Here is a 14,144-nt window from a genome sequence, read left to right as displayed (position 1 = left end):
GCCACGCCATCATCTGGATGTCGATCAGCCCTAGGTCGGGCCGGTCGGCGATGGCCGTTCGCCCGGTTCAGGCGGGGTGGCGCGCTGCCATCTCCGCCCAGCCCGCGCGCACGATCTGCTCGAGGACGGCCATGTCCACATCGTCCAGCCGGTTGATGTAGAGGCAGGCCTTGCCCGTCCTGTGCTTGCCGAGGCGCGCGAGCAGGGGCTGGGCATCCGCCGAGCCCGCCAGCACATAGAGGACGAGATTGGCCTTGCGGGGCGAGAAGCCGATCCGGCACATCTTCCCTTCATGGCCGCTGTCATACCGATAATGATAGCGGCCGAAGCCGATGATGGACGGGCCCCACATCGCGGCCGGCTCGTCGCTGATCCGGGCCATGAGGTCCAGCAGCCGCAGGCCATCCTCGCGGCGCGCGGGATTGTCCAGCGCCGCGAGGAACGCGGCAGGATCTTGCCCGGTCGTCTTCGTCTTGAGTTCCGCCATGCTTGCGCTCCGGCCTCCGACTCGCGCCGCAGGATGCCATGTCTGCCCGCTTTCGCCAATTGAGCGCCCTGCAATTGCCCGCGCCGGGTGCCGCTGGTAAACCGGCCGGGGCGGGATCGAACAAGGGGAAGTGCATCATGGCCTCAGGCATCGAGGCAGTGGGCGAGGCCATGACCGGCGCGGTGGTCGCCGGGGCCGTCGAACCGGGGCATGGCGAGGGCGGGGCGGCAGTGCATGGCGACTGCCTCAACTGCGGCACGCCGCTCAAGGGCCATTATTGCCACGCCTGCGGCCAGAACGGCCATCTGCATCGCTCGCTCGGGGGCTTTGCGCATGACATCATGCACGGCGTCCTGCATTTCGAGGGCAAGTTTTGGAACACGCTGCCGCTGCTGCTGTTCAAGCCGGGCGAGCTGACGCGGCGCTACATCGCGGGCGAGCGCGCGAAATTCGTCTCGCCGGTCGCGCTGTTCCTGTTCAGCGTGTTCCTGATGTTCGCGGTGGTGAACAATCTCGCGGGCTCGTGGAGCGCCAACGAATATCGCTCGCTCACGCGCGCCAATGTCGAGCAGGAGATCGGCGATCTCGAAGAGCGGGCGACGCGGCTGGAAAGCCGCATCGAGAAAGCGCGCGCGGCGGGCGAGGACACAGCGGAGCTGGAGCAGCGGCTGGCCTCCACGCGCGAGAACATCGAGGCCACGAAATTGTTCGCCGACAAGGTGAAGCCCGCCGCGGAGGCGGAGAAGGACACGTTCAAGACCGGCTGGGCGAAGCTCGACAAGGGCATCGCGGCGGTCAACGACAATCCCGACCTGTTCCTCTATCGGATGCAGACCAGCGCCTACAAGTTCAGCTGGCTGCTGATCCCGCTCTCGCTGCCGTTCGTGTGGATCCTGTTCTTCTGGAAGCGGCAATATCGCTTCTACGACCATCTGGTGTTCGTCACGCTCTCGATCACCTTCATGAGCCTGCTGGTGACGACGCTGACGATCCTCGGCGCGGTGGGCGTCTCTTCCACCGCGATCGCCCTCGCGGCGATGATCGTGCCGCCGGTGCACATCTACAAGCAAGTGCGCGGCGCCTATCGGAGCCGCCGGATCACGGCGCTGTTCCGCGCGAGCTTCCTGGTGATGTCGGCCTTCGTGGCGCTTTCGTTGTTCCTCACCATCCTGCTGGTGATGGGCATCATGAAGTGAGGCACGGGCGAGGTGTTGCGCAAGAGGGCGGCGACTGATAACCGCGCGCCGTTCCTCCTTCCAGCAGCGGAAACCGCCCATGACCGATAAGATCAACCGCGTCGTCCTCGCTTATTCCGGCGGTCTCGACACCAGCGTCATCCTCAAGTGGCTGCAGCAGGAATATCAGTGCGAGGTCGTGACCTTCACGGCCGATCTCGGGCAGGGCGAGGAACTGGAGCCCGCGCGGCAGAAGGCGCGCAGCGCCGGCGTCAAGGAAGAGCATATCTTCATCGACGACCTGCGCGAGGAATTCGTGCGCGACTATGTCTTCCCGATGATGCGCGCCAATGCGCTCTACGAAGGGCTCTATCTGCTCGGCACGTCCATCGCGCGGCCGCTGATCGCCAAGCGCCAGATCGAGATCGCGCAGCAGGTGGGCGCGGACGCCGTGGCCCATGGCGCCACCGGCAAGGGCAATGACCAGGTGCGCTTCGAGCTCAGCTATTATGCGCTGCAGCCGGACATCAAGGTGATCGCGCCCTGGCGCGAATGGGACCTCACCAGTCGCACCCGCCTCATCGAATGGGCCGAGCAGCACCAGATCGCCGTGCCGAAGGACAAGCGCGGCGAAGCGCCTTTCTCGACCGACGCGAACATGCTGCACACCTCCTCCGAGGGCAAGGTGCTGGAAGACCCGTGGGAGGAAGTGCCCGACTATGTCTATTCGCGCACCGTCAATCCCGAGGACGCGCCGGACCAGCCGGAATATATCACCATCGATTTCGAGAAAGGCGATGGTGTCGCGCTGAACGGCGTGGGGGTGAGCCCGGCGACGCTGCTCTCCTCGCTCAACGACCTGGGCTGCAAGCACGGCATCGGGCGGCTCGACCTCGTCGAGAACCGCTTCGTGGGCATGAAGTCGCGCGGCATGTACGAGACGCCGGGCGGCACCATCTATGCACTTGCCCATCGCGGGATCGAGCAGCTCACGCTCGACCGGGGCGCCGCGCATCTCAAGGACGAGCTGATGCCGCGCTATGCCGAGCTGATCTACAATGGCTTCTGGTTCTCGCCCGAGCGGGAAATGCTGCAGGCGGCGATCGATCACAGTCAGGAAAAAGTCAGCGGGACGGTGCGTCTCAAGCTCTACAAGGGAAGCTGCATCGTGGTGGGCCGCAAATCGCCCCATTCGCTCTACAGCGAGAAGGTCGTGACCTTCGAGGATGATGCCGGCGCATATGACCAGCGCGACGCGGCGGGCTTCATCAAGCTCAACGCGCTGCGCCTGCGGCTGCTGGGCCGGCGAGACCGGTAAGGCGGGATCGGCCGGGGCGGCCAGCCACGCAGTCCGATCTTCTCACGCAGTCCGATCTGCGGGCAGGGATTAGACGGCCCCCCAGAGCAGCAGTACGGCCATCGCCACCAGCGCCAGCACGAGCGAGATGGACAGGACATAGCGCACGATGTGCGGCGTCGAGCCCGCACGCGCCTCTTCGGTATTCTTGTGAATCTCGCGTTCCATGAGTCACTCCTTTCACAGCCAGAACGCGCGAGGTCCCCGTGCGTTTCCGGCGATCCGGGAGCATGCGCTCAGCTGAAGGCGCCCTCGCGCAGATTGATCCCATGTTCCAGCCACGCCTTGAGCGCGCAGAGCATGTGGGTCCAGCCCATGCAATTGCCGTAGGAGCCGGCGAGACCCTCGGGCGTCTCGCGCCAGCCATGCTCGCTGATGGAGACGAGCGTGCGCCCGCCCTCCAGCGGCTCGAAGCGCATGGTGACTTCCGTCTGGTAGCCGACACTGACCACCGGATCACCATCCTCCGGTACGCCTTCATTGGCTTCCCAGCGCAGGACGATCAGCCGGTCCGGCTCGAGCGCCGTCACCTCGACGGGGAAGGCGCCGGGGAAATCATGGAACGACCACATGACGGTGCTGCCCGCCTCCAGCCGGCCCTGCGCGCCGCCGGTGGTGAAATAGCGAGACAGCTGTCCCGGGTCGGCAACTGCCTCGAACACCTCGTGAACCGGCCGGGCAATCCGGATCGACACCTGAAATTTGAGATCCATCGGTCCTCTCCGCCTGAGTCTCCGCTTGAGTCGGTCCCGACTATGTTATAAATTTATAACATGTCAATCAGCGATGCCCATGACCGCGTGTTCAAGGCGCTGGCCGCCTCCGTCCGCCGCCAGATCCTGGACGATCTGCGCGACCAGCCCCTCACCACCGGCACGCTGTGTGCGCACTTTCCGGACCTCGACCGCTGCACGGTGATGCAGCATCTCAAGGTGCTCGAAGAAGCCGATCTGGTGACGGTGGTGCGGCGCGGGCGTGAGCGCTGGAACCACCTCAATCCGCTGCCCATCCATGACATCCACGAGCGATGGATCGGCCCGCATGCAGCGCAGGCCGTCACGATGCTGCGCCGGCTCAAGGACGATCTGGAGCGCTGACGCGGCCAGCGGAGGGGCCGGCAGGAAGGGTGGACACGAAAGTGACCTGAAGCGTTGCGATGATAAGCCACCGCCAACATCATCCACCGCAAAGAGGACCCAGCCATGACCCTCCCGACGGACGCCACGCAAATGTCTCCCGCCGCGCCGGCTTCGGCCATCGATGCCATGATGACGCTCTGGACTCTCCCGGCCCGCCTCGGCCTTGCCGCGATGCAGAACGGCATGGCGATGGCGACGCAGATGCTGCCGATGGCGCTCGGGGCGCAGAAGACGCTGGGTCAGGACGCGATGGGGCAGGAAATGATGAATCAGGCGCGCGGGGCCGCGAAGGTCGCGGCCGAGGGCGCCAGCGCCCATGTGCAGAAGGTGGCGGAAGCCGCCGAGGAACAGGCCGCGCGCATCGACGACAAGCCGGGCGATACGGTGCCCAACCCGGCCGCTCTGGTCTCCTGACCGGACGGCGCGGGGCGCCGGTCGTTCCGCTGGCCGCCCTGCGTCAGCGCCGCCAGCGCGGGGGCGCTGCGCCGGCCACCTCGCGATATTCGCCCTGCCGAGCGAGCATCCAGCCGGGATATTCGGGCGCGAGCCGGCTTGCCTCGTCAAGCGCGGCCAGTTCTGGCTCGGTGAGCTCGACATCGCTGGCAGCGATATTGTCGGAGAGCTGGTCAAGGCGAGTCGCGCCGACGATCACGCTGGTCACCACGCGCTGGTGAAGCAGCCAGGCCAGCGCGATCTGCGCGACCGAGACGGACCGGCTCTGCGCCATCGGCCGCATGACATCGATGATGTCGAAGGCCTTGTCCTTGTCGACGGGCGGGAAATCGAAGCTGGCGCGGCGTCCTTCGCCCGCGCCATCCCGGCTGAACTTGCCCGACAGCAGGCCGCCCGCCAGCGGACTCCAGACCATGAGGCCGACGCGTTCGGACAGCAGCATGGGCACCAGCTCGCGCTCCAGATCGCGCCCGGCGATGCTGTAATAGGCCTGCAGGCTCTCGAAGCGCGCCAGATTCTGCGCCAGCGCGATGCCATGCGCCTTGACGATCTGCCAGGCCGCCCAGTTCGAGACGCCGACATAGCGGACATGGCCCTGACGCACGAGATCGTCGAGCGCGCGCACGGTCTCCTCGATGGGCGTGGCATTGTCGAAGCCGTGAACCTGATAGAGATCGATATGGTCGGTCTGCAGGCGCTTCAGGCTCGCCTTGACCTGATCCATGATATGGCCGCGCGAGAGGCCCCGATCATTGACGCCGCTTCCCATCGGCCCGAGCACCTTGGTGGCGATCACCACGTCCGTGCGGGCAAGGCCGAGATTGCGGATCGCCTGGCCCAGCACCGCCTCCGAGGAGCCGGACGAATAGACATTGGCGGTATCGTAGAAATTGATCCCGGCATCGAAGGCGGTCTTCACCATTGCGTCGGCGGCGGACTGGCTGAGCTGGCCGATCTGCGTCCACAGGCCTTCGCCCGAGCCGAAAGTCATGGTGCCGAGGCAGAGTTCAGAAACGGTGAGGCCTGTGCGGCCAAGCTGGTTGTAGCGCATGGGGGACGACTCCGGCGGGGGGGATGCATGCCAATATGGACCGGCCCGAAGCGGATGCAATGCCGGACCGGGCACGCCGGGCAGGCTGTTCAGGGATGCGGCTGCCATGTCATAAGCGGGCGAGGCTGCCGGCGAGTGGCGGCGACAGGAAGAGTGCCGGATCATGAGCATGACGCGACGGGCCGACAAGGCGATCCTGCCCTGGCGCTATGGCCTGTTTTTGCTGATCTTCGCCAGCGCGCTCCCGCTCTCGCTGCTGCTGGGGCCGGTCCACGGCATCATGCTCGGTTTCGACCTGGGCGTGCTCGCGCTGCTCGCCACCGTCCCCTCGATGCTGACTCACGGGGCGGAGCGGATGCGCGAGAATGCCCGCCGCAACGACGCCAACCGCACGCTGATCCTGGCGCTGACCGGCATCGTCATGGGCGTCATCCTCGTGGTGGTCGCCAGCGCGCTCCTGTATGGCCACGGGACGCCGCTGCCGACCGCCGCGCTCATCATGGCGACGCTGACGCTGGCCTGGCTCTTCTCCAACATCGTCTACACGCTGCATTACGCCTTCCTGTTCTACAGTGGCGGCAAGGATGGCGGTGACCGGGGCGGGCTCGACTTCCCGCGCCGGGAGGAGCCGGATTACTGGGACTTCGCCTATTTCGCCTTCACGCTCGGCATGACCTTCCAGACCAGCGACATCGCGATCACCGATCCGGGCCTGCGCAAGGTGGCGCTGTTCCATTGCCTTGCCGCCTTCGTGTTCAATCTCGGCATCGTCGCCTTCACCATCAACATGCTGGGCGGCTGAGCGGCTTTCCCGCGCACGGTAGGACAGGCGGCTTCACGGCTTGCTTACCATTGCGGGCTAGGACAGCGGCATGAACGATCGCCCCGCCGCGCCGGAACCATGCCCGCCCTCGGCGGTCAGCCATGGTGTCGGGCTGGCCGGCCTTGCCGGGCTGGCCATCTGGATCGCGGTGGCGCGCCATTATCACATGGACGGGCCGCATGCCGGCCTCGCTGCCGTGTTCGCCTGCGGCATCCCCATGATCCTCTGGTCGCTGCTCGTCGACAAGGTGCATCGCCGCGCCAGCACCGGGCTCGACTGGTCGAACCCGCGCCCGCTGCGCGCGGTGGTGGACGGCGCCGTCGTCAAGATCACTGGCCTGTGGACGACATGGGGCATCATCGCGCTCTTCTACGTGACCGGCGGCTGGTACATGCAGGGCGACTATCGCTATGCGCTCTCCGTCATCAGCCACGCGGCGCCAGCGGTGGTCCTGCTCTCCATCCCCTATGTGCTGTGGATCGACCGTCACATGGTGAAGCCGCGCGACGGCGCCTACGCCTTCGGGCAATGGCTGATCGGCGGCGCGGCCGGCAGGCCCGCGCGCGGCGCGATCGCCAACCACGCGCTGAGCTGGACGGTCAAGGCCTTCTTCCTTGCCTTCATGCTTGCCGTCGTGCCGGGCAATTTCGCGGGCATGGTGCGCTGGCAGGCGGCGGACCTGTGGACCAATCCCGTCAGCCTCGCGGGATTCCTCATCACGCTGATGTTCGTGGTGGACGTCGCCTTCGCCACGGCGGGCTATGTGCTGACCATGCGGCCGCTCGATGCGCATATCCGCTCCGCCAATCCGCTGCTCGGCGGCTGGATCGCGGCGCTGATCTGCTATCCGCCCTTCGTGCTGATGGGGCCGGGCGGGCCGCTCTTCTATGAGACGGACACGCGAAGCTGGGACTATTGGCTGGCCGGCCATCCGGCACTGCTCTGGATGTGGGGTGGGCTGCTGGTGGCGCTCACGGGCGTCTATGCCTGGGCGACGGTGGCCTTCGGCCTGCGTTTCTCCAACCTCACGCATCGCGGTATCCTGACGCACGGGCCCTATCGGCTGAGCCGGCATCCTGCCTATCTCTCCAAGAACGCCTTCTGGTGGTGCTCGGCCATGCCGTTCCTCGTGACGACGGGCAGCCTGGAGACGGCGGTGCGCAACACGCTGCTGCTCGCGCTCACCAGCGGGGTCTATTACTGGCGGGCCCGCACCGAGGAAGCGCATCTGGGCACCGACCCGGCCTATCGCGCCTATTCCGACTGGATGGCGCGCCATGGCCCGGTACCGCGCCTGCTCGCGTTGCTCGGCGGGCAGCGCGCGCCGAAGCGGGAAGGGGACATCCAGCCGGCCGAATGACCGGCGGAGGTCGTTCCGTCACTCCGCCGCGCCTGAAGGGCGGCGGCGACGTTCAGTAGCTTTCCTCGGCATAGATGCGCGAGATGTCGCCGCCCCATGCGCCCTCATAGCGCGCCAGCAGGCGCTCGGCATGGGTGCGGCCGCTCGCCACCACTTCATCGAGCGCGGCGAGATAGCCGGTCTCATTGTCGCCGATGCTGTTGAGCCGGGCGCGGGCGGCAAGGCCGGCGCGCGCGATGTCCAGCACCTGCGCCGCGATGTCGCGCAGCGTGCGTCCGTCGCCCAGCGGCGTGGCGAGGCCGAGCCGGGGCACTTCGGCCCGCAGCGTCTCGCGCGCGTCCATCGTCCAGTGCCTCACCACATCCCATGCCGCATCCAGCGCGGCATCGTCATAGAGCAGGCCCACCCAGAAAGCGGGCAGCGCGCAGATGCGGTTCCACGGGCCACCATCCGCGCCGCGCATCTCCAGGAAGCTCTTCATGCGCACTTCGGGAAAGGCGGTGGAGAGATGGTCCGACCAGTCGCTCATGCGCGGCTTCTCACCGGGCAGCGCGGGGAGCCGGCCTTCCAGAAAATCGCGGAAGTTCTGGCCGGCGGCGTCGATATATTTCCCGTCCCGGTAGACGAAGTACATCGGCACATCGAGCGCATAGTCGGCATAGCGCTCGTAACCGAAGCCATCCTCGAAGACGAAAGGCAGCATGCCGGTGCGTGCCGGATCGGTATCCGACCAGATGTGGCTGCGATAGGAAAGATAGCCGTTGGGCTTGCCTTCCGTGAACGGCGAGTTGGCGAACAGGGCCGTCGCGAGCGGCTGGAGCGCGAGGGAGACGCGGAACATCTTCGCCATCCGCGTTTCGTCCGAATAATCGAGATTGACCTGGATGGTGCAGGTGCGCAGCATCATGTCGAGCCCGAGACTGCCGACGCGCGGCATGTGGCGCAGCATGATGGCATAGCGGCCCTTGGGCATGACGGGCAGTTCCGCGCGCGTCTTGTCCGGCCACATGCCAAGGCCGAGGAAGCCCAGGCCGAGCCGATCGCCCACCGCCTTCACCTGCTCGAGATGGCGGCCGGTCTCGGCGCAGGTCTCATGCAGATTGTCGCGCGCCGCGCCGGACAGCTCGAGCTGGCCGGCAGGCTCCAGGCTGATGCCGCCATCCGCGCCGGCGAGCGCAATGACATTGCCGCCTTCCATGACGGGCTCCCAGCCATAAGCGCGCAGCCCCTCGAGCAGATCGCGGATGCCGCCGGGCTCGTCATAGGAAGGCGCGCGGTAATCGGCCTTGCGATAGACGAACTTCTCGTGCTCGGTGCCGATCTTCCAGTCGGTCGGCGGCTTCTCGCCGCGCTCGAACAGGCTGACCAGCTGGTCCCGGGATTCGATGATGTCGTCCTTGCCGGTCGATTCAGTGCGTGTGCTCATGGCCGGTTCGTGTCCTCACCCTTCGCCGGGGCCCATAGGGTCTTTGCGGGAGGCGTGCAATTTCATTTCGTTTCGCAACTTGTCCAGTCGCCGTTGATCGCCATCCAGCAGGCGGTGGCCGCGATGGCGGCGGTTTCCGCGCGCAGGATGCGCGGGCCGAGCGAGATGGGACGCGCGCCGGGATGAGCGCGGATCAGCGCCCGTTCGGCCGGTGCGAAGCCGCCTTCCGGGCCGACGAGCAGCGCCGCCGGACCGGGATGCGCGGCGAAGGCATCGCGCATGGGCGCGCCGCCGGTCTCGTCCGCGAAGAACAGGGTGCGGCCCTGCGGCCAGTCCGCCAGCAGCGCGGCGAGGGGCGTAAGATCGGCCAGCGCGGGCAGGGCAGTGCGGCCGCATTGCTCGGCCGCCTCCACCAGATGGGCATGCAGCCGGTCCGCATTGACCTTGTCCACCACGCAGCGCTCGGCGAGCACAGGCACGAGGCGCGCGACGCCCAGCTCGCAGGCCTTCTCCGCCACCAGATCGATGCGGCCCTTGCGGATCGGCGCGGCGCAGAGCCAGAAATCCGGCACCGATTCGAGCGGGCGCGTCTGCTGCGTGCACTGGAGGACGAGATCGCGCTTGCGGACCTGCCCGGCCGTTGCAGCCCATTCCCCTGCGCGGCCATCGAACAGGAGGACAGTGTCGCCTTCCCGGATCCGCATCACGGAGATGAGATAATGGGCGCCATTGCCGTCCACCGGCACGGCGACGCCCGCACCCAGCGCTGCCTCGACGAAGAGGCGCGGAGCGGATCGCGGAGGCCAGGCGGGCGTGGCGGGCATGAAAGCGCCCATAATATGAGGGCGGCGGCGAAAGCGAGTGTTTTGCTCGGGGAGGCAGGTCGGAAGCGGGGCCGGCAGTGCGCAAAGCGGACATGGTCGCCGATGGGGCACCGGCGGCCATGGCGCTCAGGGAAGGCGCAGCCTCCCCTGACGCGAATCACATCCCGGCGGCAGTGGGCCGGACGACGATCTCGTTGATGTCCACGCCCTCGGGCTGTTCGAGCGCGAAGCGGATCGCGCGGGCGATCGCGTCGGGCGTCAGCGACTTCCTGCGCCACTCCTGCAATGCCGCCGCGACATTCTGGTCCGTGATGTCATGGCCGAGCTCGGTCGCGACCACGCCGGGGGAAATGACGGTCGCGCGGATGTCGTCATGCTCCTGCCGCAGGCCGTCGGTGATGGCCCAGACGGCATGTTTGGTGGCGCAATAGACCGCCGCCGTGGGCATCACGAAATGCGCCGCGATGGAGGCGACATTGACGACATGGCCCGAGCGCTGCGCGACGAAGCGCGGCAGGACCGCGGCAATGCCGTTCAGCACGCCATGGATGTTGACGTCGATCATCTTCTTCCACTCGTCGCGCTTGAGCGCCGCGAGCGGAGAGAGAGGCATGACGCCGGCATTGTTCACCAGCGCATCGACGCGCCCGAAGCGCGCCTCGGCAGCGGCGACGAAGGCCTCGACGCTGTCGGAATCGGTCACGTCCAGCACTTGCCAAGCGACCTGCTCGCCGAGCTCCTCCGCCAGCGCCTGCAGGCGATCGCCCCGGCGGGCACCGATGAACAGCTTCGCGCCGCCTTGGACGAGTTCGCGCACCGTCGCTTCACCGATGCCGCTCGAGGCGCCGGTCACGAGTATGATCTTGTCGGTCACTCCAGTCATGATGAACTCCTTCGCTGTTGGTGACCCCGAAATGCAGCGAAGGGGGCGGGACGCGGTAGATCGATCGTCCGTCCGAATTGCACGATCCTCCGAAATCGGTGCGCGCCGCTTGCGCTCCGGTCCATCCTGAGGGACAGGAAGGGCATGGACAGGATGCAGACGCTCGCGGAGATCATCACACGGCATGCCCCGGCGACGGGGATGTATGGCACCTCGGTCGGGTGCCTGTCCCTCTTTCGGGCGGATCGGCCGACGCTGCCCATACCGTCCGTCTACAAAGCGTCGCTTTGCCTGATCGCCCAGGGTGCCAAGCGGGTCTCGCTTCACGACCATAGCCTGGTCTATGACGCCTCGCATTATCTCGTCGTCTCGGTGGACCTTCCGCTGACCGGGCACATCATCGAGGCGAGGGAGGGCGCGCCCTATCTCTGCTGCCAGATCGACCTCGATCTCTCCGCGCTGGCGGACCTCATCATAGCGCAGGGACTGACGGCCCGCGCCGCGCCCACGCCGGCCCTCGCCGTCTATCCCAGCGACCCGGACCTCATCGACGCGGCCTGCCGGCTGGTGAAGCTGCTCGATCAGCCGCAGGCCGTGCCCACGCTCGCGCCGCTGATCGAGCGGGAAATCCTCTACCGGCTGCTGACCGGACCGCACGGCGCGACATTGCGGCACCTCGCGGCGGCCGACAGCCATCTCAGCCAGGTGAGCCGCGCGATCGCCCGGATTCGTGGGCAGTTCCGCGAGCAGCTGCGCATCCGGGACATCGCCGCGGCGGCCGGCATGAGCGAATCCTCGCTACACGAGCATTTCAAGGCGATCACGCGGATGACGCCGCTCGAATATCAAAAGCAGCTGCGCCTGCAGGAAGCACGGCGGCTGATGCTGGCGGAAGGCGTGAGCGCGGGCAGCGCGGGCTTCGCCGTGGGCTATGACAGCCCCTCGCAGTTCAGCCGGGAATATCGCCGGCTGTTCGGCGCGCCGCCGCGCCAGGACATCGACCGCATGCAGATGGGCCGCGACTATCTGAACGCCGCCTGAGAGTCCGGCGTTCGGTGCCGCGGGCGCTCCCGGCCCCGGCTCAGGTGGCGAAGATCATGTCGTCGCTGGCGAAGCTCTTGAATTCGAGCGCATTGCCGCTCGGATCGAGGAAGAACATCGTCGCCTGCTCGCCGACCTCGCCCGCGAAGCGCACATAGGGCTCGATGACGAAGCGCGTGCCGGCCGCTTTCATCCGCGCGGCGAGATCGTCCCAGTCCGCCCGGTCAAGGATGACACCGAAATGCGGGACCGGCACGTCGTGGCCGTCGACCGGGTTGCGGATCGGGTCATGCGCCTTTCCGGCCGGATCGAGATGCGCGACGATCTGGTGGCCATAAAGATCGAAATCGATCCAGGAGTCGCTGCTGCGCCCTTCCCGGCAGCCCATGACGTCCCCGTAGAAAGCGCGCGCAGCGGCAAGATCGTGGACGGGAAAGGCGATGTGGAAGGGTCTCATCGGCGGGCCTCCGGTCAGCGCGGAATTGCAACTGTCATCAAGGCGCGCGATAGGAGCGCCCAAGATGAAAATCCAGACAATCGATCGGGCAGCCGCGCAGGCATGGCTCGCGAAACGGCCGGGCCTCGTGGCCCTGGGCGCGGGCGTCCTCTCCGCGACCGGCTTCGAGCCGCTGCACCTGTGGCCCGTGATGCTGGCGATGCTGGCGCTGTTCATGCAACTGCTCTGGCGCGCCCCGAGCCGGCGCGAGGCCGCGCGCATCGGCTATGCCTTCGGCCTGGGGCAGTTCACCGTAGGGCTCAACTGGATCGCCCACGCCTTCACCTTCCAGGACGCCATGCCGCACTGGCTCGGCTATCCCGCCATTCTCCTCCTCTCCTTCTACCTCGCTTTCTATCCGGCCATGGCCGCGCTCATCGGCTGGCAGCTCGGGCGCGGGCGGCCGCAGCTCTTCGCGCTGTTCCTCGGCTGCGCGTGGCTGCTGACGGAATATCTGCGCGCCACGATGTTCACCGGCTTTGCCTGGAACCCGCTGGGCGTGATCTGGCTGGGCACCGGCGTCGACCAGCTCGCGATCGCGATCGGCACTTATGGCCTGGGCCTTGTCGCCATGCTCGCGGCAGGCGCGCTGTGGTGGGCCGCGCACCGGCAATGGCGCCCGGCGGCGATGGTGGCGGGCGGCCTCGTGCTGGTCGCGCTGCTCGGCCTGCTGCGCGCCGGGCAGGTCGGCGCACCGGTCGAGGGCGGTGGCGTGGCGATTCGCGTCGTCCAGCCCAACATCAACCAGAACGAGAAATATGATCCGCAGCTCGAGGAACTGAATTTCCGTCGCCTCTCCGCGCTGACCGGCGCGCCGGGCGGAGCGCCGCGACTGGTGTTCTGGCCGGAAGCCGCCGTGCCCGCCATTCTCGACATGGAACCGGCCTGGCGCGCGCGCATCGCCTCGCTGCTGGGGCCGGGCGACCTGCTGATGCTGGGCGGCGACAAGTTCCATTTCCGCGAGCGGGACGGGATCATGGACGCCAATGTGCTGGAAGGCGCCAACAACAGCCTGTGGGTGATGGACGCGCGCGGCGCGCTGCTCGGGCGCTACGACAAGGCGCATCTCGTCCCTTATGGCGAATATCTGCCGATGCGATCGCTGCTCTCGGGCATCGGTCTTGCGCGGCTGGTGCCCGGCGACATCGATTTCTGGCCCGGGCCGGGGCCGCGCACGCTGGACCTGCCCGGCGCGCCGGAGCGGCCATCGCTGCGCATGGCAGTGCAGATCTGCTACGAGATCGTGTTCTCCGGCCAGATCATCGACCGCGCGAACCGTCCGGAGTTCATCTTCAACCCGTCCAATGACGCCTGGTTCGGCACCTGGGGGCCGCCGCAGCATCTCGCGCAGGCGCGGCTGCGGGGAATCGAGGAAGGGCTGCCGGTGATCCGCTCGACACCCACCGGCATCTCGGCACTCGTGGATGCCGCCGGGCACGTGGTGGCCGCCATTCCGCACGGCACGGCCGGCGCTTTCGATGCGCGCCTGCCCGCCGCGACCGGACCGACGCCCTTCGCCCGCTGGGGCAACATCCTCCCTCTCACGCTCGCTGCTTTGCTTATCGTTAGCGGCGTTGCCATTGGGCGACGCAACCGCTAAGGGGCACACATAAACATTTCTTTATATCA

Annotated in this window: 16 protein-coding genes; 8 read left to right on the top strand and 8 right to left on the bottom strand. The window is 67.1% G+C overall.

Going from position 1 to position 14,144, the window contains the following annotated elements; translation table 11 throughout:
• Nucleotides 1-67: 67 nt before the first annotated feature.
• Nucleotides 68-487: a DUF1801 domain-containing protein gene (locus tag SLG_RS16575; protein WP_014077657.1), complete on the bottom strand. Its 420-nt coding sequence runs from the start codon at nucleotides 485-487 to the stop codon at nucleotides 68-70.
• 38 nt (nucleotides 488-525) lie between these two features.
• On the opposite strand from SLG_RS16575, the gene SLG_RS16570 reads away from it, so the two are divergent.
• Nucleotides 526-1,683, top strand: a complete 1,158-nt coding sequence (locus SLG_RS16570; RefSeq protein WP_231848693.1) for a DUF3667 domain-containing protein — start codon at nucleotides 526-528, stop codon at nucleotides 1,681-1,683.
• Nucleotides 1,684-1,762: 79 nt separating this feature from the next.
• The gene (locus SLG_RS16565; protein WP_014077655.1) at nucleotides 1,763-2,980 is read left to right on the top strand and encodes an argininosuccinate synthase; all 1,218 of its coding nucleotides are present in this window, start codon (nucleotides 1,763-1,765) and stop codon (nucleotides 2,978-2,980) included.
• A gap of 69 nt (nucleotides 2,981-3,049) precedes the next feature.
• Here the strand turns inward: SLG_RS16565 and SLG_RS21955 are convergent, their stop codons facing one another.
• The gene (locus SLG_RS21955) at nucleotides 3,050-3,187 is read right to left on the bottom strand and encodes a hypothetical protein (RefSeq protein WP_014077654.1); all 138 of its coding nucleotides are present in this window, start codon (nucleotides 3,185-3,187) and stop codon (nucleotides 3,050-3,052) included.
• 68 nt (nucleotides 3,188-3,255) lie between these two features.
• The gene (locus tag SLG_RS16555) at nucleotides 3,256-3,732 is read right to left on the bottom strand and encodes an SRPBCC family protein (RefSeq protein ID WP_014077653.1); all 477 of its coding nucleotides are present in this window, start codon (nucleotides 3,730-3,732) and stop codon (nucleotides 3,256-3,258) included.
• Between the two features lie 60 nt (nucleotides 3,733-3,792).
• Between SLG_RS16555 and SLG_RS16550 the strand changes: the two genes are divergently transcribed.
• Complete coding sequence (locus SLG_RS16550; protein ID WP_014077652.1) at nucleotides 3,793-4,116, top strand: ArsR/SmtB family transcription factor; 324 nt, start codon at nucleotides 3,793-3,795, stop codon at nucleotides 4,114-4,116.
• A 105-nt stretch (nucleotides 4,117-4,221) separates the two neighbouring features.
• On the top strand, nucleotides 4,222-4,572 hold the full coding sequence (locus SLG_RS16545) for a hypothetical protein (protein ID WP_014077651.1): 351 nt from the start codon (nucleotides 4,222-4,224) through the stop codon (nucleotides 4,570-4,572).
• Nucleotides 4,573-4,615: 43 nt separating this feature from the next.
• Here the strand turns inward: SLG_RS16545 and SLG_RS16540 are convergent, their stop codons facing one another.
• Nucleotides 4,616-5,662: an aldo/keto reductase gene (locus SLG_RS16540; protein ID WP_014077650.1), complete on the bottom strand. Its 1,047-nt coding sequence runs from the start codon at nucleotides 5,660-5,662 to the stop codon at nucleotides 4,616-4,618.
• 163 nt (nucleotides 5,663-5,825) lie between these two features.
• Between SLG_RS16540 and SLG_RS16535 the strand changes: the two genes are divergently transcribed.
• Both SLG_RS16535 and SLG_RS16530 read left to right on the top strand, forming a co-directional pair.
• Nucleotides 5,826-6,464: a DUF1345 domain-containing protein gene (locus tag SLG_RS16535; protein ID WP_014077649.1), complete on the top strand. Its 639-nt coding sequence runs from the start codon at nucleotides 5,826-5,828 to the stop codon at nucleotides 6,462-6,464.
• Nucleotides 6,465-6,534: 70 nt separating this feature from the next.
• A complete protein-coding gene (locus SLG_RS16530; protein ID WP_014077648.1) occupies nucleotides 6,535-7,845 on the top strand; it encodes a methyltransferase family protein in 1,311 nt (436 codons plus the stop codon).
• A 52-nt stretch (nucleotides 7,846-7,897) separates the two neighbouring features.
• Here the strand turns inward: SLG_RS16530 and SLG_RS16525 are convergent, their stop codons facing one another.
• The 3 genes from SLG_RS16525 to SLG_RS16515 form a co-directional block, all read right to left on the bottom strand.
• The gene (locus SLG_RS16525) at nucleotides 7,898-9,271 is read right to left on the bottom strand and encodes a glutamate--cysteine ligase (protein ID WP_014077647.1); all 1,374 of its coding nucleotides are present in this window, start codon (nucleotides 9,269-9,271) and stop codon (nucleotides 7,898-7,900) included.
• Nucleotides 9,272-9,333: 62 nt separating this feature from the next.
• Nucleotides 9,334-10,095: a 16S rRNA (uracil(1498)-N(3))-methyltransferase gene (locus tag SLG_RS16520; protein WP_041393579.1), complete on the bottom strand. Its 762-nt coding sequence runs from the start codon at nucleotides 10,093-10,095 to the stop codon at nucleotides 9,334-9,336.
• A 157-nt stretch (nucleotides 10,096-10,252) separates the two neighbouring features.
• Complete coding sequence (locus SLG_RS16515) at nucleotides 10,253-10,978, bottom strand: SDR family oxidoreductase (RefSeq protein WP_014077645.1); 726 nt, start codon at nucleotides 10,976-10,978, stop codon at nucleotides 10,253-10,255.
• A gap of 144 nt (nucleotides 10,979-11,122) precedes the next feature.
• Between SLG_RS16515 and SLG_RS16510 the strand changes: the two genes are divergently transcribed.
• Nucleotides 11,123-12,019 carry an AraC family transcriptional regulator gene (locus SLG_RS16510; RefSeq protein WP_014077644.1) on the top strand — a complete coding sequence of 299 codons (897 nt, stop codon included), beginning with the start codon at nucleotides 11,123-11,125 and terminating at the stop codon, nucleotides 12,017-12,019.
• A gap of 40 nt (nucleotides 12,020-12,059) precedes the next feature.
• Here the strand turns inward: SLG_RS16510 and SLG_RS16505 are convergent, their stop codons facing one another.
• Nucleotides 12,060-12,476: a VOC family protein gene (locus tag SLG_RS16505; protein ID WP_014077643.1), complete on the bottom strand. Its 417-nt coding sequence runs from the start codon at nucleotides 12,474-12,476 to the stop codon at nucleotides 12,060-12,062.
• 64 nt (nucleotides 12,477-12,540) lie between these two features.
• Between SLG_RS16505 and lnt the strand changes: the two genes are divergently transcribed.
• Complete coding sequence (lnt, locus tag SLG_RS16500) at nucleotides 12,541-14,115, top strand: apolipoprotein N-acyltransferase (RefSeq protein ID WP_014077642.1); 1,575 nt, start codon at nucleotides 12,541-12,543, stop codon at nucleotides 14,113-14,115.
• The last annotated feature ends 29 nt before the right edge of the window (nucleotides 14,116-14,144 follow it).

This window comes from Sphingobium sp. SYK-6, assembly GCF_000283515.1.
In the GTDB taxonomy this organism is placed as follows: domain Bacteria; phylum Pseudomonadota; class Alphaproteobacteria; order Sphingomonadales; family Sphingomonadaceae; genus Sphingobium; species Sphingobium lignivorans.
The sequence above is the reverse complement of the archived record's forward strand: the minus strand, read 5'-3'. Positions and strand labels throughout refer to the sequence as shown.

What these genes read in the sequence shown, in the direction of transcription:
- SLG_RS16575 (WP_014077657.1), bottom strand. Translation starts at nt 487, where the DNA reads ATGGCGGAACTCAAGACGAAGACGACCGGGCAAGATCCTGCCGCGTTC.
- SLG_RS16570 (WP_231848693.1), top strand. Translation starts at nt 526, where the DNA reads ATGTCTGCCCGCTTTCGCCAATTGAGCGCCCTGCAATTGCCCGCGCCG.
- SLG_RS16565 (WP_014077655.1), top strand. Translation starts at nt 1,763, where the DNA reads ATGACCGATAAGATCAACCGCGTCGTCCTCGCTTATTCCGGCGGTCTC.
- SLG_RS21955 (WP_014077654.1), bottom strand. Translation starts at nt 3,187, where the DNA reads ATGGAACGCGAGATTCACAAGAATACCGAAGAGGCGCGTGCGGGCTCG.
- SLG_RS16555 (WP_014077653.1), bottom strand. Translation starts at nt 3,732, where the DNA reads ATGGATCTCAAATTTCAGGTGTCGATCCGGATTGCCCGGCCGGTTCAC.
- SLG_RS16550 (WP_014077652.1), top strand. Translation starts at nt 3,793, where the DNA reads ATGTCAATCAGCGATGCCCATGACCGCGTGTTCAAGGCGCTGGCCGCC.
- SLG_RS16545 (WP_014077651.1), top strand. Translation starts at nt 4,222, where the DNA reads ATGACCCTCCCGACGGACGCCACGCAAATGTCTCCCGCCGCGCCGGCT.
- SLG_RS16540 (WP_014077650.1), bottom strand. Translation starts at nt 5,662, where the DNA reads ATGCGCTACAACCAGCTTGGCCGCACAGGCCTCACCGTTTCTGAACTC.
- SLG_RS16535 (WP_014077649.1), top strand. Translation starts at nt 5,826, where the DNA reads ATGAGCATGACGCGACGGGCCGACAAGGCGATCCTGCCCTGGCGCTAT.
- SLG_RS16530 (WP_014077648.1), top strand. Translation starts at nt 6,535, where the DNA reads ATGAACGATCGCCCCGCCGCGCCGGAACCATGCCCGCCCTCGGCGGTC.
- SLG_RS16525 (WP_014077647.1), bottom strand. Translation starts at nt 9,271, where the DNA reads ATGAGCACACGCACTGAATCGACCGGCAAGGACGACATCATCGAATCC.
- SLG_RS16520 (WP_041393579.1), bottom strand. Translation starts at nt 10,095, where the DNA reads ATGCCCGCCACGCCCGCCTGGCCTCCGCGATCCGCTCCGCGCCTCTTC.
- SLG_RS16515 (WP_014077645.1), bottom strand. Translation starts at nt 10,978, where the DNA reads ATGACTGGAGTGACCGACAAGATCATACTCGTGACCGGCGCCTCGAGC.
- SLG_RS16510 (WP_014077644.1), top strand. Translation starts at nt 11,123, where the DNA reads ATGGACAGGATGCAGACGCTCGCGGAGATCATCACACGGCATGCCCCG.
- SLG_RS16505 (WP_014077643.1), bottom strand. Translation starts at nt 12,476, where the DNA reads ATGAGACCCTTCCACATCGCCTTTCCCGTCCACGATCTTGCCGCTGCG.
- lnt (WP_014077642.1), top strand. Translation starts at nt 12,541, where the DNA reads ATGAAAATCCAGACAATCGATCGGGCAGCCGCGCAGGCATGGCTCGCG.